Source organism: Streptomyces sp. ASQP_92 (genome assembly GCF_025399895.1).
Taxonomy (GTDB): Bacteria; Actinomycetota; Actinomycetes; order Streptomycetales; family Streptomycetaceae; genus Streptomyces.
Genome location: NZ_JAODUA010000003.1, coordinates 110,025 through 133,312, shown reverse-complemented (window position 1 = coordinate 133,312; position 23,288 = coordinate 110,025). Strand labels below are relative to the sequence as shown.

The window sequence follows — 23,288 nt, the reverse complement described above, 5'->3', positions numbered from 1 at the left end:
CTGTACGGGATCGGCGCGTACGGGATGTGGGGGCTGGTCCCCCTGTTCTGGCCCCTGCTCAAGCCGGCCGACGCGATCGAGATCCTGGCCCACCGCATGGTGTGGTCGCTCGGCCTGGTGGCGATCGTGCTCCTTGTGATGGGCCGCTGGGCGTGGATCGGCGCACTGGTCCGCCAGCCGCGCAGGCTCGGCCTGATAGCCCTGGCGGCCGTGGTGATCACAGTGAACTGGGGCGTGTACATCTGGTCGGTCAACTCCGGCCATGTGGTGGAGGCGTCCCTGGGCTACTTCATCAACCCGCTCGTCACCATCGCGATGGGCGTGCTGATCCTCAAGGAGCGGCTTCGGCGGGCCCAGTGGATCGCGGTGGGGATCGGCGCGGCGTCCGTGACCGTCCTGACGGTGGGGTACGGGCAGCCGCCGTGGATCTCGCTGACCCTGGCGTTCTCCTTCGCGACGTACGGCCTGGTGAAGAAGAAGGTGAACCTGGGCGGCCTGGAATCCCTGGCCGCGGAGACCGCCGTGCAGTTCCTGCCCGCGCTGGCCTATCTGCTGTGGCTGGGCGGCCAGGGCCGGGCCACCTTCGGCAACGAGGGCGCGGGGCACGCGGCGCTGCTGGCGGCGACGGGTGTGGTGACCGCGATCCCGCTGATCTGCTTCGGCGGCGCGGCGATCCGGGTGCCGCTCTCGACGCTCGGCCTGCTCCAGTACCTGGCGCCGGTCTTCCAGTTCCTGCTGGGCATCGTGTACTTCCACGAGGAGATGCCCCCGGAACGCTGGGCGGGCTTCGCCCTGGTGTGGCTGGCCCTGACGATCCTGACGTGGGACGCCCTGCACACGACGCACCGGGCCCGCCGCGACCTGTCCTCGACGCCGGGGGCCACGCCGGGGGTGGCCCCGCCTGCCCCCTTGCCGGGGGTGGCCCCGCCTGCGCCCTTGCCGGGGCCGGCCCCGGGAATCACTCCGGGGGTGCCCCGGGGGTGACCCCGCCCCTGCCCCTGCCGGGCCGGGCCGGGCCCCCGGGGGTGGCTTCGTCGGCGATGCCCAGCGGGACGACGGGGCTCCCGGAACAACCCGGCGGGGTTGCGGGCCGTGGTCGCTTCTTGCGCAGTTCCCCGCGCCCCTAGGCCGTCTTGACCCTGCGGGCCGTGGTCGCTTCTCGCGCAGTTCCCCGCGCCCCTAGGCCGTCTTGACCCTGCGGACCGTGCTCGCCTCTCGCGCAGTTCCCCGCGCCCCTCAACCTGTTTTCGTCCGCGAGCCGTGCGTGGCTGGTCGCGCAGTTCCCCGCGCCCCTAGGGCGTCTTGACCCTGCGGACCGTGGTCGCTTCTCGCGCAGTTCCCCGCGCCCCCAAAACCCTCGGTCGGCTGCGGGCCGTGCTCGCCTCTCGCGCAGTTCCTCGCGCCCCTTAACCGCTCGGTGCAGGCCACCTCAGCCCGTCCGGCGATTGAGGACGAGCGCCCTTAAGGCGCGAACGGGGGTGCAGGGGGCGGAGCCCCCGCTCGGGGTTTGGGGCGGAGCCCCAAGGGCCGGGCCATCCCACCCCCTGCACGGGCGGGTGGGTGGGCGAGGTGCCTCGGGGTCTGGGGCGGAGCCCCAGGGGGCCCGGAACCGACCAACCCCGCCGCACGGGCGGGTGGGTGGGAGACCCCCCGGGGTCTGGGGCGGAGCCCCAGGGGGCCCGGAACCAGCCGACCCCCCGGTGGGCAGACGCCCTCCGAAAAGGAGAGGCCACCCCCGCCCACCCCCAGCTACCCTCCCCCCATGATCCCGTACTCGTACTACTTCTTCCGCTGACCCACCCCCACCGCGGCCCCGCCGCCCCGCACCCCCGCCAGGAGGAACCCCTACCGAGCACCCCCAGGGATCAGCCATGCCCACGCACACCCGAACCCCGTCCCAACTGACCCTCACCGCCGCCGCCAAGGCATACCGCGGCCGCCCCGTACTGGACCAGATCACCCTCACCGTCCGCCCCGGCGAAAAGGCCGCCGTCATCGGTGAGAACGGCTCCGGCAAGTCGACCCTGCTGCGGCTGATGGCCGGTGTGGAGCAGCCCGACACCGGGGAGGTCACCGCCGTCTTCCCGGGCGGCATCGGCCACCTGACCCAGACGCTCGACCTCGCCCCGGACCGTACGGTCCAGGACGCCGTGGACCTGGCCCTGGCCGACCTGCGCGAACTGGAGGCGGCCATCAGCGCCGCCGAGTCCCGCCTGGCCGGCCCGTCGGCCACCCCCACGGAAGCCGAACTGGACGCCTACGGCGCCCTGTTGACGGCGTACGAGGACCGCGACGGCTACCGCGCGGAAGCCCGCACCACCGCCGCCCTGCACTCCCTCGGCCTCGCCCACCTGACCCGCGACCGCACACTCGGCTCGCTCTCCGGCGGCGAGCGGTCCCGCCTCGCGCTGGCCTGCGTCCTGGCCGCCGCCCCCGAGCTGCTGCTGCTCGACGAGCCGACGAACCATCTGGACCGGCAGGCCACCGACTGGCTGGCGGAGCAACTCCGCGCCCACCGGGGCACGTTGGTGGTGGTCACCCACGACCGCGCGTTCCTCGAACGCGTCTCGACGACGATCCTGGAGGTGGACCGGGAGCTGCGCACGGTCGTCCGGTACGGCGACGGCTGGGCCGGTTACCGTACGGCGCGCGCGGCCGCACGGCGGCGACGGGAGCTGGCGCACCAGGAGTGGCGCGCGGAGCTGACCCGTACCCGGGAGCTGGTCGCGGCCGCCGGACAGCGGCTCGCCGCCACCGGCGGGGACCCCGGCCAGGGCTTCGGCAAGCACCGCCGGTCCTCGGAGGCCAAGCTGTCCGGCCGCGTCAGGGCGGCGAGGAGGCGCCTGGAGCAGTTGGAGCGCGAGCCGGTGGCGGCCCCCGCGCCACCCCTGAGCTTCAGCGCCCGCCTGACGACGCCGTCGACCACCCCCACCTCCACCCCCGAGCCCGCCCCGCGACCGACGCCGGCCGGCACCCCCACCCCTGCCCCTGACCCCACCACCCCCCTCGTAGAGCTGTCCGGGGTGAAGGTCGGCGACCGCCTCCACGTCCCCACCCTCGCCGTCGAGCCCGGCCGGCGCCTCCTCGTGTCCGGTCCCAACGGCGCCGGCAAGTCCACGCTGTTGCGCGTCCTCGCCGGCGACCTCGCACCGGACGAGGGGAGGGTCCACCGAACGAGCCGCCATATCGCCTATCTGGCACAGGAGTTGACGGACGCCACCACCTCCCACCTCTCCCTGCTCGCCGCGTACGCGTCCGGGCGTACCGGGCTTCCTGAGGAGTACGCCGACGAACTGCTTGCGCTCGGTCTGTTCCGCGAGGAAGACCTGGCCGTCCCGGTCGCGGAGCTCTCGGTCGGCCAGCGGCGGCGGCTCGAACTGGCCCGCCTGGTGACCCGCCCCGCCGATCTCCTCGTACTGGACGAGCCCACGAACCATGTGTCGCTCGCCCTCGTCGAGGAGGTCGAGCGGGCGCTGGCCGACTTTCCCGGCGCGGTCGTCGTGGTCTCGCACGACCGCCGCTTCCGGTCCTCCTTCGCGGGCGACCGGCTGGAGCTGCGCGCCGGTACGCCAGTGAGCTGACCGCGCCCGCCCGTGGGGGCGAGGGGGGCCATCCAGGGCGCCCCCACGCCCCCACCCCGCTATAAACGACCACATGACCCTGCACTGGAAACTCGTCGTCGACGCCTCCGACCCCCACGCCCAGGCCGACTTCTGGGCCGCCGCCCTCGGCTACGAGACCGAGGACAACAGCCTGCTGATCGGCCGGCTGCGCGCGGCGGGCGCGATCGGCGAGGAAGTCACCCTCGAACACGGCGGCCGGACCGCGTTTCGAGATCTGGTCGCCGTCCGGCATCCGGACGACTCCTACGACCCCGAGAGCGGCACGGGGCTCGGCCGGCGCATCCTGTTCCAGCGGGTGCCGGAGGCCAAGACGGTCAAGAACCGGCTGCACATCGACGTCCACGCCGCCCCCGGCGAACGAGAGGCGGAGGTCACCCGCCTCACCGGACTGGGCGCGTCCGTACTGCGCCAAGTGAAGGAACCCGGCGGCGAGTTCACCGTCATGGCCGACCCCGAAGGCAACGAGTTCTGCGTGCAGTAGGACCTCCCGCGCCCGCCCCCGAGGCCCTCCCGCGACATCCCCCCATTGCCCGCCCTTTGGCGGCAGTTGTCCGTCCCGCTACCCGCAGAGCTACGTTCGACATCCGAACACCCGTGGCCGATTTACGTTCTTGACGTCTGCTCTACCTCTCCTTGACCATCGGGCTCGCGTTTCCGTCCCATCCCCGAACGGAACCCGGAGCCCCCCCATGCACCGCTCATACCCCCCACGCCCCCTCGCCGCCGGCGCGGCGCTGGCCACGGCCGCGCTGACCCTCGGCCTGCTCGCCCCCGCCGCCCACGCGGCCCCGCCCGCCCCCGCACCGGCCAGGGCGGCCGCCATCGCCGCCGCGTCCGCCCCCGACATACCCGTCGCCAACGTCAAGGCCCACCTCACCCAGCTCCAGCAGATAGCCAACGCCAACGGCGGCAACCGCGCCCACGGCCGGTCCGGCTACAAGGCCTCGCTCGACTACGTCAAGGGCAAGCTGGACTCCGCCGGATTCACCACCTCCGTCCAGCAGTTCAGCTCCTCCGGCGCCACCGGCTACAACCTGATCGCCGACTGGCCCGGCGGCGACACCTCGCGCACGGTCATGGCGGGCGCGCACCTCGACTCGGTCACCGTCGGGCCCGGCATCAACGACAACGGGTCCGGTTCGGCCGGCATCCTGGAGACCGCGCTCGCCGTGTCGCGGGCCCAGCTCAAGCCCGACAAGCATCTGCGGTTCGCCTGGTGGGGCGCCGAGGAGCTCGGCATGGTCGGCTCCCGGTACTACGTCAACTCGCTGGCCGGCGGGGACCGTTCGAAGATCTCCGGGTATCTGAACTTCGACATGATCGGCTCGCCGAACCCGGGCTACTTCGTCTACGACGACGACGCCACCCTGGAGAAGGTCTTCAAGGACTACTTCGCCACCCTCTCCATCCCCACCGAGATCGAGACCGAGGGCGACGGCCGCTCCGATCACGCCCCCTTCAAGGACGCGGGCATCCCCGTCGGCGGCCTCTTCTCCGGCGCCGACTACACCAAGACGTCCGCCCAGGCCCAGAAGTGGGGCGGCTCGGCGGGCCAGGAGTTCGACGCCTGCTACCACGCCTCCTGCGACACGAGCGCCAACATCGACACCACCGCGCTCGACCACAACAGCGACGCCATCGCCTACGCCCTGTGGCAACTGGCCGCCGGCGGCACCACCCCGCCCGACCCGGGCGGCTCGTACGAGAACACCACGGACCTTCCCATCCCGGACTCGCCGGCCCCGGCGGTGACGTCCTCGATCACCGTCTCGGGCCGCACCGGCAACGCGCCCTCCACGCTCAAGGTGGCCGTGAACATCGTCCACACCTACAGCGGTGACCTGGTGATCGACCTGGTCGGGCCGAGCGGCCGCGCCTATCGGCTGCACAACTCGTCGTCCGACTCCACGCCCAACATCGACACCACGTACACGGTGAACGCCTCCTCGGAGACCTCGAACGGCACCTGGAAGCTGAGGATCCAGGACAAGGGCCCGCAGGACACCGGCTACCTCAACAGCTGGAAGCTCACCTTCTGAGGGAGCCCCCGCATCGCCCCTCCCATCGGGCGTATGCGTGTGCATATACTGCACACGCATACGCCTTTGGGCTACGTACGGAGGGGACCATGGCCCGCAACTTCCTTTTCCTGCTGGGCAGTACACGCGGCGGCGGCAACACCGAGACGCTCGCCCGGCAGGCGGCCGAGCAGCTTCCCGCGGGTGACACCGCGCGCTGGCTGAGCCTCGCCGACCTCGACCTTCCCCGGTTCCGCGACGAGCGCCACACCGAGCACCGCGTCCGGCCCGCCTCCACCGGGGACGCGGCGACGCTGCTCGACGCGACACTGGCCGCCACCGACCTGGTGATCGCCTCGCCGCTGTACTGGTACAGCGTCAGCACCCCGGTCAAGCACTACCTCGACCACTGGGTGAACTGGCTCCACACCCCCGGGCTCGACTTCGCGCAGCGCATGGCGGGCCGCACCCTGTGGGGCGTGACCGCGCTCGCCGATCCCGACCACTCGGCGGCCGACCCGCTCGTGGGGAGCCTGCGCCACTCGGCCCGGTACATGAAGATGAACTGGGGCGGCGTGCTGCTCGGCACCGGCAACCGGCCGGGCGAGATCGCGCAGGACACCGAGGCCGCCGCCCGCGCCAAGACGTTCTTCAGCTCGACCCCGACGCCCGCAGCCCTCGCATGACGTAGGCCACCAGCTCTTCGATGCGCTCCGGCTCGTGCAGCGGCCGGCCCAGCGCGTGACGGTAGTACAGCGGGCCGTAGAGCATCTCCACGGCCAGCGGAAGGTCGATGTCCAGGGGCAGTTGACCCTGCTCCTGGGCGCGCCGCATCCGCTCGTAGACCAGGGCGACGCGCGGGATGACGAGCTCTTCGTTGACCGCCCTCGCCAACTGCTCGTCGTGCAGGAGCTCGGCGAGGATGCCGGTGTACGCGGCCCCCGCGACCGGCGCGGTGAACACCTTCACCAGGCTGCCGATATGGGTGCAGAGATCGACATCGATGTCTCCCGTGTCGGGGAACGTCGTGTCGCTGACCACCTGTTCGGTCACCGCGTCGAGCAGGACCGCGCCCTTCGTCGGCCACCAGCGGTAGATCGTCTTCTTGCTCACGCCCGCCCGGGCCGCGATGGCCTCGATGGTGACCTTGCTGTATCCGTTCTCCGCACACAGTTCGAGCGCGGCCACGAGCGTCGCTCGGCGCGATTTCTCGCTGCGGCGCCTGGGGTCCGGCGCGGATTCGGACGAGGTGATCATGCCCTCACTCTACGAGTACACCCGGAACCGGATTGACAGCCTGGGCCGCGGCTCCAACAATGGCACAGGAAACGGAACGTGTCGTGTCGAGCTGTCACGGGGGTGGGCTCGCGCGACCGCTCCGTTCCGACTTTCCCGTTCTTCCCCGATCTTCCCCGGGTTGCCGCTGCCCGCTCTCACGCCGTGATGTCCTTCGTGGTGAAGCGCGCCCAGGCCGCCGAGCCGAAGACCGCCACATACAGGGCCTGGAGCTCGAAGTTCTTCACGAGCTGATCCCAGTAGACCGGCTCGCGCAGTACGTCGGCGAAGGACAGCCAGTAGTGCGGGAAGAGGTACGGCGCGATCGCGTGCAGCTGCGGAATCTGGCCCAGGATCTGGACCGTGATCAGCAGCCCGACGGTCGAGGCCATCGCCGCGATCCCGCTGTTGGTCAGCGTCGAGACGAACAGCCCCAGGGCCGCCATCCCCGACAGCGAGACCGCCACCACGCCGGCGATCGCCACCGCCCGCAGCAGCCCGTCGGCGAACGAGATCCGTGTACCGGAGATCGTCGTGACATCGCCGAGCGGGAAGAGCAGCGCACCGACCGCGAGCGCCGAGGCCGCCACCACGAGCGTGGCCACCAGACAGAACGCGAGCACCGAGGCGTACTTGGCGAGCAGCAGCCGGGTGCGGCCCGCCGGGGCCACCAGCAGATAGCGCAGGGTGCCCGACGCGGCCTCGCCCGCCATCGCGTCGCCCGCCACCACCCCGACCGCCATCGGCAGGAACACCGGCAGGGTGGCCGCGAGCGCCGCGAAGACGAGGAAGAGGCCGTTGTTGGTGATCTGCGTGATGAACGCGGGGCCACCGCCCCCGTCGCGGCCGCCTCCCCCGCCGCCGCCCCCCGTGTCGATCTTCACCGCGATGCCGATCAGGACCGGCACCGCGGCCAGCACCCCGAGCAGGGCGAGCGTGCGCCAGCGGCGCACCACCGTGACCAGCTCAGAACGGAACAGGCCCAGCGACCACAGGACGCTCGGGTCGCGCGCGGGCTCCCGGCCCTGCCGCGCCTCGTTCACGGTCTCAGCCCGCGACATCGAAACCCTCCCCGGTCAGTGCGACGAAGGCGTCCTCCAGGGAGGCCCGCTCGGCCACGAAGCCACGCACCCGCACCCCGGCCCGTACCAGCTCGGCGTTGATGTCCGCCAACTCCACACCGTCGGGCGGCAGTTCGGCCGTCACGCGGTCCTCGCCGAGGACCGTCACATCGGCGATCCCCCGCCCCTTGAGGAGGCGGGCCGCGGCCTGGGGGTCGGGGGTGGTCACCGCGAGCCTGCCGCGCGCGTTGGCGGCGAGCTCGGCCACCTCGCCCTGGACGACGAGCCGGCCCTGGTTCATCACGGCGGCGTGCGAGCAGACCTGCTCGATCTCGTCGAGGAGGTGCGAGGAGAGGAAGACGGTCGTCCCGTCCTCGGCCAACTCCCGTATCAGGGAACGGATTTCCCGCATGCCCTGCGGGTCGAGCCCGTTCGTCGGCTCGTCCAGGACGAGCAGCTCCCGGCGCTGGAGCAGCGCCGCGGCCAGGCCGAGGCGCTGCTTCATGCCCAGCGAGTAGGCCCGCGCCTTCTTGCCCGCGGCGGATGTGAGGCCCACCCGGTCCAGGGCCGTCGTGACCCGCGCGGTGCGGGTGCGCGGGTCGGCGGTGGGGTCGGCGGCGTCGTACCGCAGCAGGTTGTCCCGGCCGGACAGGAAGCCGTACAGGGCGGGGCCCTCGATCAGGGCGCCCACCCTGGGCAGTACGGTGCGGGCGGCCGCCGGCATGGGGCTGCCCAGGAGGCGCGCGGTGCCGGAGGTCGGCTCGATGAGGCCCATCAGCATCCGGATGGTGGTCGTCTTGCCCGAGCCGTTGGGGCCGAGGAAGCCGAAGACGCTGCCGCGGGGGACCGTGAGGTCCAGCCCGTTCACGGCCAACTGCCCGCCGCGGTACCGCTTGCTGAGGCCTCGCGTCTCGATGGCCGCTGAACTGTTCCCCACCCCGCCCCTTTCCGCCGTGAGCCCCGAGACGGCCGCGGACCGGACACGGACCGGCCGCACGGCCCGGGGCCCGGGCCCGGCCGCCGTCCGCGCGGCCGGGCCCGACTCCCTTGCTACTTGCCCGAGTTGGCCGCCGCCACCAGCGCGTCCTTGGTCACCGCGCCCACGTACACCTTGCCGTTGTCCGTGATCAGGGCGTTGACCAGGCGCGTCGTGAAGACCGTGCCCTTGCCGAACTTCCCGGAGACCTTGGAGCCGAGGGAGTCCAGGAGCTTCTGGGCGTCGCCGCCGCCCTTGGACTCGTCGGCCTTCGGGATGCCCTTGCCGCCGGTGTCGAACTCGGCGATGGCGGTCCAGCCCTCGCCGATCACCTTGCTGTTCTTGGCGTTCTTGGCGTCGCCGAGGCTCCCGAGCCCACCGGGCAGGCTCTGCTCGGGCTTGGACGCCCCCTTCTGCCTGCCGTTGTCCTCGGTGACCTTCGCGCCCTTGGGCGGGCTGAACGTGAAGGTGCTCGCGGACGGCTTCGAGAAGTCGACCTTGGTGAAGCCCGCGTCGACCACGGCCTTGCCGCCCGCGCTCGGCGAGAGCGTGAACTTCAGCGGCACACCCGTCTTGGCATCCACCGCTACGCGGACCGAACCGATCGTCGAACCGGACTGCTTGGGCTTGATCAGGAGCTGGTACGCGTCGCGTCCGGCGATCTGCGCCGTGCCGTCGACCGACACCGCGGTGGTGGGATCGACGTTCTTCAGGAACTCGTCGGCCAGCGCCTTCGGCGTGGTCGGCACGCCCTCGCCCGGCGCCTTGCGGCCGTGCTCCTTGCCCGCGCCGGCCGCGGCCCGCTGCGAGTGGTAGGCCTGGTTGGAGGCGCTGTCGTAGGCCCAGACGTCGTCGCCGTTACGGATCAGGCTGTACTCGGCGGCGTCCTCCAGGATCGACACCTTCTGGCGGTCGGGGCCGTCGGCCGCGATGCGCAGGGTGTGGGTGCCCGAGGCGAGCTCGGTGAGCTTCGCGTCCGGGGAGGCCGACGTGCCCGAGCCGCCCGCGCCCTTGGGGGCGAACGAGCCGAGGCTGCCGAGCCCGGGCAGCCCCAGGTCGGTGCTGATCTTCATCGTGCCGGAGAGCTGCTGGGTGTCGGACGCGGCCATCTTCTCGATGAGCTGCTGCGCGCTGATCTTCGGCAGACTGGGGTCACCGGACGCGGCGAGCGCCGGGACAAGCCCGATCGTCGCCGCGGCCACCCCCGCCACCGCGACCGGGACCAGATAGCGCGTCGCCTTCCGGCGGCCCGCGCCGGGCTCCGTGGCCTCGTCGGTGGCCTGTGCGCTGTCGTTCGGTGCCATGTGTGCCCTACCTCCGTGGTCGGCGGCGTCCGTCCGTCGTGCTGCTCAGTTCCACCCCGCGCCGCCATTCTCACCCGAATTGGTCAGGAGTGGTGCTTACCATCTGACCAAAATGACCGGCTCGGCGCGTCAGCCCCCGGGAGCAACCTCATGTACCTCTCTGGGATGACGGAACCCCGAGCCGGCTCCCCCGACCAGTAGGGGACACCCTCCCCCGGCCCGTCTCAGCCGGCGCGGTGCACGACCGCGTCGCAGAGCTCTCCCAGGGCGGACTTCGCGTATCCCGAGGGCAGTGGCGCCAGTGTGGCCCGCGCGTCCTCCGCGTACCGGACGGTGTCCCGGCGCGCCTGCTCAAGGGCGGGGTGGACGCGCAGCCTGCGCAGCGCCTCCGCGTGCCGGGCGTCGTCGCTGAGGTCGCCGTCGAGCAGCGCCACCAGCTCCAGGTCCTCCGGACGGTTCTCCCTCGCGGCCTGCGCCCGCAGGTGCAGGACCGGCAGCGTGGGGATGCCCTCGCGCAGATCGGTGCCCGGGGTCTTGCCGGACTCGTGGGAGTCGCTGGCGATGTCCAGGACGTCGTCGGCGAGCTGGAAGGCGATGCCCAGGCGCTCGCCGTACTGCGTGAGGATGTCGACGACCGACTCCTCGGCGCCGGACATCATCGCGCCGAACCGGCCCGAGACGGCGACCAGCGAACCGGTCTTTCCGGAGAGCACGTCGAGGTAGTGGTCGACCGGGTCGCGCCCGTCGCGGGGACCGGCAGTCTCCAGGATCTGGCCGGTGACGAGCCGTTCGAACGCCTCGGCCTGAATACGGACGGCCTCGGGGCCGAGATCCGCCAGTATGTGCGAGGCGCGTGCGAAGAGAAAATCACCCGTGAGGACCGCGACGGAGTTGCCCCAGCGGGCGTTGGCGCTCCCCACGCCGCGCCGCACGTCGGCCTCGTCCATCACGTCGTCGTGGTACAGCGTCGCGAGGTGGGTGAGCTCGACGACCACGGCGGAGGGCACCACGCCCGGCGCATAGGGATCGCCGAACTGGGCGGCCAGCATCACGATCAACGGGCGGAATCGCTTGCCACCTGCGCGGATGAGATGTTGCGCGGCCTCCGTGATGAACGGGACCTCACTCTTGGTGGCATCGAGCAGTCCCGCCTCGACAGCTGCCAATCCGGTCTGGACATCGGCTTCAAGTGCCTGGTCCCGCACGCTCAGCCCGAACGGCCCGACGACGGTCACGAGGGGTACTCCTGTCTGCTGACGATCACACGGATTGTCGATGTGTCGCTGCCTTCACTCAAGTCAGCGTATCGGGTCGCTGTTCGATCACCATGGGCGCCTTCCCGTCACCGCTCGCGCGCGGCCCGTTGGACCCCGGTATGTTCTTGATCAGCTCATACGATCAGGAGTGAACCCTTTGTCCGGAACGATGGCTGACGCCCCTGAAGAACCGGCCGCGGACCAACCGCCTCCGCAGGACGATCACGCCGTTTTCGGCCAGCCCCGCGGTCTGCTCACCCTCTCCGGCCTGGAGGTCTGGGAGCGCTTCTCGTTCCTCGGCATGCAGGCGATCCTCGTCCTGTACTTCGCCGACTCCGTCGCGCACGGTGGCATGGGCATGTCGGCGGGCACCGCGGCCTCCGTCTCGGCCGCCTACGGCACCCTGGTCTATCTGGTCTCGGTGGCCGGCGGCTGGCTCGCCGACCGCATCCTCGGCTCCTACCGCGCGGTCCTGTACGGCGGCGTCCTGATCGCCTGCGGCCACTACGCGATGGCCGTGCCCACGGGAGCCGCCACCTGGGCCGGGCTCGGCCTGATCAGCGCCGGCACCGGCCTGCTCAAGCCCAATGTCGCCTCCATGGTCGGCAAGCTCTACCGCACCGAGGACGAGCGCCGTGACGCCGGCTTCGCCCTGTACTACATGGGCATCAACATCGGCGCCTTCCTCGGCCCGCTGATCACCGGCTGGCTCGGCGACCACAAGGGCTGGCACTGGGGCTTCTCGGCGGCCGCGATCGGCATGACCTTCGGCCTGATCCAGTACGTCGCCGGCCGCCGCCACCTGGCCGGACGCAAGCACGCCGCCGAGTTCGCCCTGCCGCCCGAGGGGATGCGCCGCGCGGTCCGCCTGATGGTGCTCGGCGCCCTGGTTCTCGCGGCGCTCGCCGTGCTGCTCGCGCTCGGCGGCCTGCTGACCATGGCCCGCTTCGTCGACCTGCTGACCCTGGTCTCGGTGATCGCGCCGGTCGTCTACTTCGCGGTGATGTTCGCGAGCCCCCGGGTGAGCGCCGGGGAACGCGGCCACCTGCGCCCCTATGTGGTGCTGTTCCTGGCTTCGGTCGCCTTCAACTACATCCTGTTCCAGGCGTATTCGACGATGATGCTGCTCGCCTCCACCAACGCCGAGACGACCATTCTGGGCTTCCACTTCCCGGCCGGCTGGTACGCCTCCGCGCTGGGCGCGTTCGAGGTGGCGCTCGCGCCGGTGGTGGCCGCCGTGTGGGCCCGCATGGGACCGCGCCAGCCGCACGCCTCCAACAAGATCGCCTTCGGCGTGATCCTGGGCGGGCTCTCGTTCCTGCTGATGGTCCTGGCCACCGCGGGCCACTCCACCGACGCCTACCGGATGGCCGCCTGGTGGATCGTCGGCTCGTATCTGCTGCTGGGCCTCGGCGACATCCTGCTCGAAACCTCCGGCATGTCGGCCACCACCAAACTCGCCCCCCGGGCCTTCGCCAGCCAGACGATGTCGCTCTGGTTCCTCTCCCTCGCCCTGGCCAACGGCATCCAGGCCCAGACCGTGAAGGTGTACGGAAAGGTCTCCAACCCCGCGTACTTCGGCGTGAACGGCGCCCTCGCGGTGGCCGCCGGCGTCGCCGTGATCCTCGCCGCCCCCTGGCTCAAGCGCACCATGCACCCCGTCCACTGAGGTTGCCGCCATGCACATCCGCACCGCATTCCCCCACGAGACCCGGCACGAGGATGTCCGGATCCCGCTGCCCGACGGCACGCTCCTTTACGCGCGCGTCTGGCGCCCGGTCACCGAGGAGCCCGTCCCCGCGCTGCTCGAATACCTCCCCTACCGGCTCACCGACTGGACGGCCCCGCGCGACTGGCAGCGCCATCCCTGGTACGCGGGGCACGGCTATGCCTCGGTACGGGTCGATGTGCGCGGGCACGGATGCTCCGAGGGGCTGCCCGGCGACGAGTACGACGCCACGGAGCTGGCCGACGGGGTCGCGGTCGTCAACTGGCTCGCCCAGCAGCCCTGGTGCACCGGCAAGGTCGGCATGTTCGGCATCTCCTGGGGCGGCTTCAACAGCCTCCAGATCGCGGCCCTGGCCCCCGAACCGCTCAAGGCCATCGTGACGGTGTGCTCGGCCGACGACCGCTACGACAACGACGTCCACTACATGGGCGGTTCGGTGCTCGCGGTGGACATGCACGCCTGGGCGGCCACGATGCTCGCCTTCGTCTCCCGCCCGCCGGACCCCCGGTTCGTCGGAGAAGAATGGCGTGAAATGTGGCTGGAACGACTCGAAGCGGTCCGGCCGTTCATCCACACCTGGCTCGCCCACCAGACCCGGGACGCCTACTGGAAGCACGGCAGCGTCTGCGAGGACTACTCGGCGATCGAGGCGGCCGTCCTCGCGGTGGGCGGCTGGCACGATCCCTACCGGGACACGGTCCTCAGGCTGGTCGAGCACCTGCCGCCCGACCGCGTCCGCGGTCTGATCGGCCCTTGGTCCCACCAGTATCCGGACCGCGGGCTCCCCCCTGGCCCGGCGATCGGCTTCCTCCAGGAGACCCTGCGCTGGTGGGACCACCATCTCAAGGGCGAGGAGACGGGGGTGATGAAGGAGCCGCTGCTGCGCTCCTGGATCAGCGAATCGCACCCGCCGGCCACGGTCTACGCCGAGCTCCCCGGCCGCTGGGTGGGCGACCCCGCCTGGCCCTCACCCCACATCACGCCCCTCTCCTACGCACTCCAGGGCGCGCCCGTCCAGGTGCGCTCGCCGCAGCACACCGGCCTGGACGCGGGCCGCTTCTTCCCCTTCGGCAACGACGCCGACCTGCCCCCGGACCAGCGCGCCGAGGACGCCCACTCGGCCGCCTTCGACTTCCCGGTACCGGACGACTCCGGGCCCCTGGAGATCCTGGGCCGCCCCCGGGTCACCCTGCGGCTGCGCATGGACGTGCCGTTCGGCCAGGCCATCGCCCGGCTCTGCGACGTGGCCCCGGACGGCTCCTCCACCCTGGTCACCAGAGGCGTACTGAACCTGTCCGCCCGGCACGGCAGGGACCGGGCGGACGCCTGGCCGCTGGGCGCGACCGAGGACGTGAGCTTCGATCTGAACGGCATCGGGCACGCCTTCGCTCCCGGGCACCGCGTCCGGCTCGCGGTGTCCTCCGCGTACTGGCCGTGGATCTGGCCGCAGGCCGACTCGGTCGGCTTCACCCTCGACCCGGCCGGCTCGTCCCTCCAACTCCCGCTCCGCGAGCGGACGTCCGACGACGTCATCGTCTTCGCGGACCCCGAACAGTCCGAGCCCCTCGGCGTCTCCCATCCGGCCCCGCTGGACGAGCCCGCGCCCGAGCGGCTGGTCGTACGCGACGTGGCGAAGGGCGAGTGGCGTCTGGAGGTCGACCCCCGCTACGGCGGCACGCGGGTGTATCCCGACGGGCTCGAATTCACCGAGGACGCGCGCGAGACGTACACCATCCAGTCCGACGACCCGCTGTCCGCCCGCACACACTCCGCCTGGCATCTGCGGCTGCACCGGCCGGAATTGGGATGGGACGTGACGGTGGACACGCGCTCGGAGATCACCTGTGACGCGGCGGATTTCGTCACGTCGGACGAGGTGGTGTGCCGGGAGGGGGGCGAGGTGGTGTTCCACCGCACGTGGGAACGCCGAATCCCCCGCGAGGGGGGTTGAGCCCGGCTCAGCCCACCCACGGGCCGGCTGGTTCCGGGACCCCTGGGGCTCCGCCCCAGACCCCGTTCGCGCCTTAAGGGCGCTCGTCCTCAATCTCCCCCAAGGCCTTAAGGGCCAGGGGGGACCCCCATGACGGGCTGAGGTTGCCCGACGCGGGCCGGCATCGAGTAGTTAGGGGCGCGGGGAACTGCGCGAAAAGCGACCACGGCCCGCAGCCGAACGAGACCCCCCGGAGGGTCCAGCGGCGGGCCGGCGCGAGCATATGCTTCACGATCAGCCCCGGTATGTTCCGGTCCGCCGCGCACAGCACGCTGCCGCCCGACACCGGTCCCCCCTCGGGACAGAGAGCATCACAGCCCGCGGGACGCGTGGCCCCCTCGACCGACGCGTCCCGGCAGAGACGCCAGAGGGGGAACCGCCGCTTCCGGAGACTGATTTTCCGGACATTGCGAACTCTTCAGGCACTGCCGCCCCGAGCGGCGCCGACGTAACGTGTGACCCACACCCGTGGAAAGCGAGGCAGGCACCGATGTCCGAGCAGAGCCCGCTCGAACTGGCCGAGGGCGACCCCTTCGGCCCGCACAATCTCCCCTACGGCGTCTTCTCCACGCCGGGCCATCCCGATGACCGCAGGGTCGGCGTCCGCATCGGCGACCACGTCCTGGACGCGGGGGCGGCGGCGCACGCGCTGGGCTCCCCGTACGCGGCGCTCCTCGCCAAGCCGAGCCTCAACCCGCTGCTCGCGGCCGGGCGCACGGCCTGGCGCGATGTGCGCCGGGCGCTCACCGCCTGGGTGACGGTGCCCGCGCACCGCCCAGTGATAGAGCCCCTGCTCCACCCGCTCTCCGAGGTCGAGCTGCACCTGCCGTACGAGGTCGCCGACTACGTCGACTTCTACGCGAGCGAGCACCACGCCACGAACGTGGGCCGCATCTTCCGCCCCGACGGCGATGCGCTCACCCCCAACTGGAAGCACCTGCCGATCGGTTACCACGGCCGCTCCGGCACGATCGTCGTCTCCGGTACGGACGTGACCCGGCCCCAGGGCCAGCGCAAGGCCCCGACGGACCCGGCCCCAGTGTTCGGCCCCTCCGTCAAGCTGGACATCGAGGCCGAGGTCGGCTTCGTGGTGGGCACGCCGTCCGCGCTGGGCGAGCCGGTGGACCTGGCCTCCTTCGACGACCACGTCTTCGGCCTGTTCCTCCTCAACGACTGGTCCGCGCGCGACATCCAGGCCTGGGAGTACGTGCCGCTCGGCCCCTTCCTCGGCAAGTCCTTCGCGACCTCGGTCTCGGCGTGGGTCACCCCCCTCGAGGCCCTGACGGCGGCCCGCGTCACGCCCCCGTCCCGCGACTTCCCCCTCCTGCCCTACCTCGACGACTCCACCGAAGAGGTCCCCGGCGGGTTCGACCTGCGCATCACGGTCTCGATCAACGGCACGCCCGTCTCCGAGCCGCCGTTCGCCTCCATGTACTGGACGGCCGCGCAGCAACTGGCCCACATGACGGTGAACGGCGCGTCGCTGCGCACCGGGGACGTGTACGGCTCGGGCACGGTCAGCGGCCCCGAGCGCGGGCAGCGCGGCTCGCTCCTCGAACTCACCTGGAACGGTACGGAGCCGCTGGAACTGCCGTCGGGCAAGCGGGCGTTCCTGGAGGACGGCGACGAGGTGACCCTCACGGCGTGGGCGCCGGGCCCGCACGGCGTCCCGGTGGGCCTGGGCGAAGTCCGGGCCCGCATCACCCCGTCCCCCTGACCCCCTCCCCGCCCGGGGCCCCCGGCGCTTCCTCCGCGAGGCCCCGGGGGCGAGGCGCACCTCCGAACCACCGGCCGATCGCGCAGTTCCCCGCGCCCCCAACCCCTCCCGCTCGTGCGGACCGTGGTCGCTTCTCGCGCAGTTCCCCGCGCCCCTAAAAGCCCTTCGGTCTGCGGATCGTGGTCGCTTCTCGCGCAGTTCCCCGCGCCCCTGGCAGTGCTGGTGCTGGCCCGCATCGGGCATTTCAGCCCGTCCGGCGGTTGAGGACGAGCGCCCTTAAGGCGCGATACGGGGCCTGGGGCGGAGCCCCAGAGGTCCCGGAACCATCCAACCCGCTGCACGGGCGGGTGGGTGGGCAAGCGCGCCTCGGGGCTGGGGCGGAGCCCCAGAGGGCTAGGGGGTTTCGGACAGCACGGACAGGACGGCTTCGCCGTACTTCGCCCGCTTCGCCTCCCCCACCCCACCCACCGTCGCCAACTCCTCCAACGACCCCGGCCGAACCGTCGCGATCTCCCTCAACGTCGCATCGTGGAAGATGACATACGCCGGAACCCCCGCCTCCTTCGCCTGCGCCCCCCGCCACGCCCGCAGCGCCTCGAAGACCGGAAGCGCCTCGGGCGGCAGGTCGGCCGCGACCGTCGCGGACTTCTTGGACGCGCTCCGCGACGCCGCCCGCACCGCCTTTTCCGGCTCCGTCCGCATCCTGACCTCCCGCCGGCCGCCCAGCACCTCCCCGCTGGCCTCGGTCAGTACCAGCGTGCCGTACTCCCCCTCCACCGCGAGCAGCCCTTGGGCGAGCAACTGCCGCACCACGCCCCGCCATTGAGGCTCGGAGAGGTCCTCGCCGATGCCGAAGACGGACAGCGCGTCATGGTCGAACTGGATGACCTTCGCGGTCCTGCGGCCGAGCAGAATGTCGATGATCTGGCCCGCACCGAACTTCTGGTTCCGCTCGCGCTGGAGGCGTACCACCGTGGAGAGCGCCTTCTGCGCGGCCACGGTGCCGTCCCACGTCTGCGGCGGGGTCAGACACGTGTCGCAGTTGCCGCAGTTCGCGGCCGGGGCCTCCTGGCCGAAGTAGCCGAGCAGTTGGGCACGTCGACAGGAGGCGGTCTCGCAGAGCGCCAGCATCGCGTCCAGGTGGGAGGCGGCCCGGCGCCGGAACGCCTCGTCCCCCTCCCCGCCCTGGATCATCTTCCGCTGCTGCACGACGTCCTGGAGCCCGTACGCCATCCAGGCCGTGGAGGGCAGGCCGTCACGCCCCGCGCGGCCGGTCTCCTGGTAGTAGCCCTCGACGGACTTGGGGAGGTCGAGGTGGGCCACGAACCGCACGTCCGGCTTGTCGATGCCCATGCCGAAGGCGATGGTCGCCACCACCACCAGGCCGTCCTCCCTCAGGAAGCGGGACTGGTGCAGGGCGCGCGTGCCGCCGTCGAGTCCCGCGTGGTACGGGACCGCCTGCACGCCGTTGTCGCTCAGGTACTGCGCGGTCTTGTCGACCGAGGCCCGCGAAAGGCAGTAGACGATGCCCGCGTCCCCGTCGTGCTCCTCCTTGAGGAAGGCGAGGAGCTGCTTCTTCGGGTCGTTCTTGGGCACGATCCGGTACTGGATGTTCGGCCGGTCGAAGCTCGCCACGAAGTGCCGGGCGTCGGGCATGCCGAGGCGCTGGGTGATCTCACGGTGGGTGGCGTCCGTGGCGGTGGCGGTGAGTGCGATACGGGGCACGTCGGGCCAGCGCTGGCCGAGCAGGGACAGGGCGAGGTAGTCGGGGCGGAAGTCGTGGCCCCACTGGGCGACGCAGTGCGCCTCGTCGATGGCGAAGACGGAGATCTTGGCGCGGGAGAGCAGGTCGAGGGTGGCCTCCACGCGGAGCCGCTCGGGGGCCAGGTAGAGCAGATCGAGCTCGCCGGCGAGGAGCTCGGCCTCGACCGTGCGGCGCTCGTCGAAGTCCTGCGTGGAGTTGATGAACCCGGCGCGCACCCCGAGTGCGCGCAGCGCGTCGACCTGGTCCTGCATCAGGGCGATGAGGGGGGAGACCACGACGCCCGTGCCCGGCCTGACCAGCGCGGGGATCTGGTAGCAGAGCGACTTTCCACCGCCGGTGGGCATGAGGACGACGGCGTCACCGCCCGCCACGACGTGCTCGATGACTTCGCCCTGGGCCCCTCGGAATGCCTCGTATCCGAAGACGCGGTGCAGTGTCCGCAGGGCTTCGGTGTCTGCGGCCGTCTGCGTTCCGCCCACTGCGCTCATCGCTCTGTCCCCCGTACTGGTCCGTCTGCCTCACCGTTCACCCTCGCAACGATAGGCTCCCGCGCGGACACCCCCCGAGTTATCCACAGCCCCGGGCACCTCGCGGGGTTGCACACCCCCAACCCCATCCTCGCCCCACGCCCCGCGCGTGAGCCGCCCGCGCAGTTCCCCGCGCCCCCAAAACCCCCGGCCGTCTGCGGACCGGGCCCCTCTCGCGCCGTTCCCCGCGCCCCCTGGCCCGTCTCAACCCTGCAGACCGTGCCCCCGTCTCGCGCAGTTCCCCGCGCCCCTGAGATACCCGCCCTCGTCCGCAGACCGTGCCGGCGTCTCGCGCAGTTCCCCGTGCCCCTGAGATACCCGTCTTCGTCTGCGGACCGTGCCCGCTCCTCGCGCAGTTCCCCGCGCCCCTAACCCCTCTCGACCGTGCGGATCGTGGTCGCTTCTCGCGCAGTTCCCCGCGCCCCTTAGCGGTACTGGTGCTGGCCGGCATCGGGCATTTCAGCCCGTCCGGCGTTTGAGGACGAGCGCCGTTCAGGCGCGATACGGGGTCTGGGGCGGAGCCCCAGGAAGGCCCGAACCAACCAACCCGCTACACGGGCGGGTGGGTGGGCGAGGTGCCTGGGGCCTGGGGCGGAGCCCCAGGAAGGCCGGAACCATCCAAGCCTGCGCCTACGGGCGGGTGGGTGGGTAAACACCTCGGGGTCTGGGGCGGAGCCCCAGGGGGCCCGGAACCAACCAACCCCGCCGCACGGGCGGGCGGGTGGGAAAACCCCCAGGGGCCCGTGCCACAGCCCCCAGAAAGCCGCCCCACCCCCCAAAAAACACCTACCGCACAAACACCCCCGCATGATGCGCAAGGTCAAGGAAGTACTGCGGCGCCACACCCAGCACCAGCGTCACCGCGACCCCCACCCCGATCGTCGTCATCGTGAGCGGCGACGGCACCGCCACCGTCGGCCCGTCCGCCTTCGGCTCGCTGAAGAACATCAGCACGATCACCCGGATGTAGAAGAACGCCGCCACGGCGGAGGAGATCACACCGACCACGACGAGCGCCCCCGCACCCCCTTCCGCCGCCGCCTTGAACACGGCGAACTTTCCGGAGAAGCCGGAGGTCAGCGGGATGCCCGCGAAGGCGAGCAGGAAGACCGCGAAGACCGCCGCGACCAGCGGCGAGCGGCGGCCGAGCCCGGCCCACTTGGACAGGTGCGTCGCCTCTCCGCCCGCGTCCCGCACCAGCGTGACCACCGCGAACGCGCCGATCGTCACGAAGGAGTACGCCCCCAGGTAGAAGAGGACCGACGAGATGCCGTCCGCGTTGGTGGCGATGACACCGGCCAGGATGAACCCGGCGTGCGCGATCGAGGAGTACGCGAGGAGCCGCTTGATGTCGGTCTGGGTGATGGCGACGACCGCGCCGCCCAGCATCGTGACGATGGCGACGCCCCACATGACCGGCCGCCAGTCCCAGCTCATGCCGGGCAGCACCACGTACAGGAGGCGGAGCAGCGCTCCGAAGGCGGCGACCTTGGTGGCGGCCGCCATGAAGCCGGTGACCGGGGTCGGGGCTCCCTGGTACACGTCGGGCGTCCACATGTGGAACGGAACCGCGCCGACCTTGAACAGCAGACCCATCAGGAGCATCGCGCCGCCGATGAGCAGCAGCGCGTCGTTGCCCATGGTGCCGGCGAGCGCCGGGTCCACGTTCTGGACGGAGCCGCTGATGACGTCGGCGATCCTGGCGTAGGTGACGGAGCCCGCGTAGCCGTACAGGAGCGCGATGCCGAAGAGCAGGAAGGCCGAGGAGAACGCGCCGAGCAGGAAGTACTTGACCGCTGCCTCCTGCGACATGAGCCGCTTGCGGCGGGCCAGCGCGCACAGCAGGTAGAGCGGGAGGGAGAAGACCTCCAGGGCCACGAACAGGGTCAGCAGGTCGTTCGCCGCCGGGAAGACCAGCATGCCGGAGACCGCGAACAGGGCCAGCGGGAAGACCTCGGTGGTGGTGAACCCGGCCTTGACGGCCAGCTTCTCGCTGTCGCTGCCGGGGACCGAGGCCGCCTGCGCGGCGAAGGAGTCCACCTTGTTGCCGTGCGCCACCGGGTCCAGGCGCCGCTCGGCGAAGGTGAAGACCGCGACGATGGACGCGAGCAGGATCGTGCCCTGGAGGAACAGCGCGGGGCCGTCGACGGCGACCGCGCCCATGGCCGCGATATGGGCCTTGGTGGTGCCGTAGCCGCCGGCCGCGAGGCCGACCACCGCCGCGAAGGCGGCGGCGAGCGCGACCACGGACAGGAAGACCTGCACGTAGTAGCGGCTGCGGCGCGGGACGAAGGCCTCCACGAGGACGCCGAGGATGGCCGCGCCGACCACGATCAGCGTGGGCGCGAGCTGGGCGTACTCGATGTGCGGCGCGGGGATCTTGTCCAGCTTTCCCTCGGCCGCCGTGGTCCACAGGCTGTGGACAGCTGATGAGCTCACTTGGCCGCCTCCACCACCGGGTTGGGGTCCTTCTTCTGTACGTCCGACATGGTCTGGCGGACCGCCGGGTTGACGATGTCGGTGAGCGGCTTCGGGTAGACGCCGAGGAAGATCAGCAGGCCGATCAGCGGGGCGACCACGAGCAGCTCGCGGACCTTGAGGTCGGGCATGCCCTGGACCTCGGCCTTGACCGGTCCTGTCATCGTCCGCTGATAGAGGACGAGGACGTAGAGCGCGGCCAGGACGATGCCCAGGGTCGCGACCACGCCCGCCACCGGGTAGCGGCTGAACGTGCCGACCAGGACCAGGAATTCACTCACGAAGGGCGCGAGACCCGGCAGCGAGAGGGTGGCGAGGCCACCGATCAGGAAGGTGCCGGCCAGGACCGGGGCGACCTTCTGGACGCCGCCGTAGTCCGAGATGAGCCGGGAGCCGCGCCGCGAGATCAGGAAGCCGGCCACCAGCATCAGCGCGGCCGTCGAGATTCCGTGGTTGACCATGTACAGCGTGGCGCCGGACTGGCCCTGGCTGGTCATCGCGAAGATGCCCATGATGATGAAGCCGAAGTGCGAGATCGACGCGTACGCCACCAGGCGCTTGATGTCCCGCTGGCCGACCGCGAGCAGCGCCCCGTAGATGATGCTGATCACGGCGAGGACCACGATCACCGGCGTCGCCCACTTGCTGGCCTCCGGGAAGAGCTGGAGGCAGAAGCGCAGCATCGCGAAGGTGCCGACCTTGTCGACGACCGCGGTGATCAGCACGGCGACCGGCGCGGTCGCCTCGCCCATCGCGTTGGGCAGCCAGGTGTGCAGCGGCCACAGCGGGGCCTTCACCGCGAAGGCGAAGAAGAAGCCGAGGAACAGCAGCCGCTCGGTGTTGGTCGCCATGTGGAGCGAGCCGCTCGCGCGGGCCGCGGCGATCTCGTTCAGCGAGAACGAGCCCGCCACCACGTACAGGCCGATGACGGCGGCCAGCATGATGAGGCCGCCGACCAGGTTGTAGAGCAGGAACTTGACGGCCGCGTACGAGCGTTGGGTCGCCGCCGCCTCGTCGCCCTGTGCGTGGGCGCGGTCGCCGAAGCCGCCGATGAGGAAGTACATCGGGATGAGCATGGCTTCGAACAGGATGTAGAAGAGGAAGACGTCGGTGGCCTCGAAGGAGAGCACCACCATCGCCTCGACGGCGAGAATCAGGGCGAAGAAGCCCTGGGTGGGCCGCCAGTCGTTCTTCGCGGTTTCATTGGGGCCTCCCCTGCTCGAACGGAGTTGAGAGCTCGGGGAAGGGTCGGCGTCGTGCCAGCCGGCCGCGATGATGAACGGGATGAGCAGCGCGGTGAGCCCGATGAGGGCCACCCCGATGCCGTCCACGCCCAGTTCGTAGCGGACTCCGAAGTCCTTGATCCAGGCGTGGGACTCAGTCAACTGGTAGCGGGCGCCGCCCGGTTCGAAGCGCCCGAGCTGGATCGCGGCGAGCGCCAGGGTGCCCACCGATACCAGCAGGGCCAGCCACTTGGCCGCCGTGCGCCGGGCCGCGGGGACCGCCGCGGTGGCGATCGCGCCGAGGGCCGGGAGGGCCGCCGTCGCGGTGAGGAGGGGGAAGGACATG

At 71.4% G+C, this 23,288-nt stretch carries 16 protein-coding genes; 8 read left to right on the top strand and 8 right to left on the bottom strand.

The annotated features are described in order from the left end of the window. The first annotated feature begins 24 nt into the window (after positions 1 to 24). The 5 genes from rarD to N4G70_RS10025 all read left to right on the top strand — a co-directional run bounded on the left by rarD (position 25) and on the right by N4G70_RS10025 (position 6,327). Positions 25 to 984 carry an EamA family transporter RarD gene (gene rarD, locus N4G70_RS10045; protein ID WP_399035122.1) on the top strand — a complete coding sequence of 320 codons (960 nt, stop codon included), beginning with the start codon at positions 25 to 27 and terminating at the stop codon, positions 982 to 984. Positions 985 to 1,871: 887 nt separating this feature from the next. Continuing rightward, positions 1,872 to 3,581, top strand: a complete 1,710-nt coding sequence (locus tag N4G70_RS10040) for an ABC-F family ATP-binding cassette domain-containing protein (RefSeq protein WP_261712209.1) — start codon at positions 1,872 to 1,874, stop codon at positions 3,579 to 3,581. A 73-nt stretch (positions 3,582 to 3,654) separates the two neighbouring features. Beyond that, positions 3,655 to 4,104: a VOC family protein gene (locus tag N4G70_RS10035; protein ID WP_261712208.1), complete on the top strand. Its 450-nt coding sequence runs from the start codon at positions 3,655 to 3,657 to the stop codon at positions 4,102 to 4,104. Between the two features lie 208 nt (positions 4,105 to 4,312). Next, complete coding sequence (locus N4G70_RS10030; protein WP_261712207.1) at positions 4,313 to 5,662, top strand: M28 family metallopeptidase; 1,350 nt, start codon at positions 4,313 to 4,315, stop codon at positions 5,660 to 5,662. 89 nt (positions 5,663 to 5,751) lie between these two features. Continuing rightward, positions 5,752 to 6,327, top strand: coding sequence for a flavodoxin family protein (locus tag N4G70_RS10025; RefSeq protein ID WP_261712206.1), 576 nt, complete (start codon positions 5,752 to 5,754; stop codon positions 6,325 to 6,327). Here the strand turns inward: N4G70_RS10025 and N4G70_RS10020 are convergent. The 5 genes from N4G70_RS10020 to N4G70_RS10000 form a co-directional block, all read right to left on the bottom strand. Continuing rightward, a complete protein-coding gene (locus N4G70_RS10020; RefSeq protein ID WP_261712204.1) occupies positions 6,293 to 6,898 on the bottom strand; it encodes a TetR/AcrR family transcriptional regulator in 606 nt (201 codons plus the stop codon). The two genes, N4G70_RS10025 and N4G70_RS10020, sit on opposite strands and share 35 nt — an antisense overlap. A gap of 176 nt (positions 6,899 to 7,074) precedes the next feature. After that, positions 7,075 to 7,977: an ABC transporter permease gene (locus N4G70_RS10015; RefSeq protein ID WP_261712203.1), complete on the bottom strand. Its 903-nt coding sequence runs from the start codon at positions 7,975 to 7,977 to the stop codon at positions 7,075 to 7,077. Next, a complete protein-coding gene (locus N4G70_RS10010; protein ID WP_261712202.1) occupies positions 7,964 to 8,914 on the bottom strand; it encodes an ABC transporter ATP-binding protein in 951 nt (316 codons plus the stop codon). Before N4G70_RS10010 ends, N4G70_RS10015 begins: the two co-directional genes overlap by 14 nt. Before the next feature lie 113 nt (positions 8,915 to 9,027). Beyond that, positions 9,028 to 10,257, bottom strand: coding sequence for a DUF2092 domain-containing protein (locus N4G70_RS10005; RefSeq protein WP_261712201.1), 1,230 nt, complete (start codon positions 10,255 to 10,257; stop codon positions 9,028 to 9,030). A 224-nt stretch (positions 10,258 to 10,481) separates the two neighbouring features. Continuing rightward, positions 10,482 to 11,492, bottom strand: coding sequence for a polyprenyl synthetase family protein (locus tag N4G70_RS10000; RefSeq protein WP_261712199.1), 1,011 nt, complete (start codon positions 11,490 to 11,492; stop codon positions 10,482 to 10,484). A 190-nt stretch (positions 11,493 to 11,682) separates the two neighbouring features. On the opposite strand from N4G70_RS10000, the gene N4G70_RS09995 reads away from it, so the two are divergent. The 3 genes from N4G70_RS09995 to fahA all read left to right on the top strand — a co-directional run bounded on the left by N4G70_RS09995 (position 11,683) and on the right by fahA (position 16,949). Continuing rightward, positions 11,683 to 13,182, top strand: coding sequence for a peptide MFS transporter (locus N4G70_RS09995; RefSeq protein ID WP_261712198.1), 1,500 nt, complete (start codon positions 11,683 to 11,685; stop codon positions 13,180 to 13,182). 10 nt (positions 13,183 to 13,192) lie between these two features. Further along, positions 13,193 to 15,193, top strand: coding sequence for a CocE/NonD family hydrolase (locus N4G70_RS09990; RefSeq protein ID WP_261712196.1), 2,001 nt, complete (start codon positions 13,193 to 13,195; stop codon positions 15,191 to 15,193). A 529-nt stretch (positions 15,194 to 15,722) separates the two neighbouring features. Continuing rightward, the gene (gene fahA / locus N4G70_RS09985; protein WP_261712195.1) at positions 15,723 to 16,949 is read left to right on the top strand and encodes a fumarylacetoacetase; all 1,227 of its coding nucleotides are present in this window, start codon (positions 15,723 to 15,725) and stop codon (positions 16,947 to 16,949) included. Between the two features lie 393 nt (positions 16,950 to 17,342). Here fahA and recQ read toward each other — a convergent pair whose 3' ends face one another. From recQ to N4G70_RS09970, 3 genes are all read right to left on the bottom strand, one after another. Next, entirely contained in the window at positions 17,343 to 19,202 is a 1,860-nt protein-coding gene (gene recQ / locus N4G70_RS09980; RefSeq protein ID WP_261712193.1) for a DNA helicase RecQ, read from the bottom strand. An 825-nt stretch (positions 19,203 to 20,027) separates the two neighbouring features. Further along, complete coding sequence (gene nuoN / locus N4G70_RS09975) at positions 20,028 to 21,680, bottom strand: NADH-quinone oxidoreductase subunit NuoN (RefSeq protein WP_261712192.1); 1,653 nt, start codon at positions 21,678 to 21,680, stop codon at positions 20,028 to 20,030. After that, complete coding sequence (locus N4G70_RS09970; RefSeq protein WP_261712191.1) at positions 21,677 to 23,287, bottom strand: NADH-quinone oxidoreductase subunit M; 1,611 nt, start codon at positions 23,285 to 23,287, stop codon at positions 21,677 to 21,679. The genes nuoN and N4G70_RS09970 overlap by 4 nt, the downstream gene beginning before the upstream one ends. Between the last annotated feature and the right edge of the window lies 1 nt (position 23,288).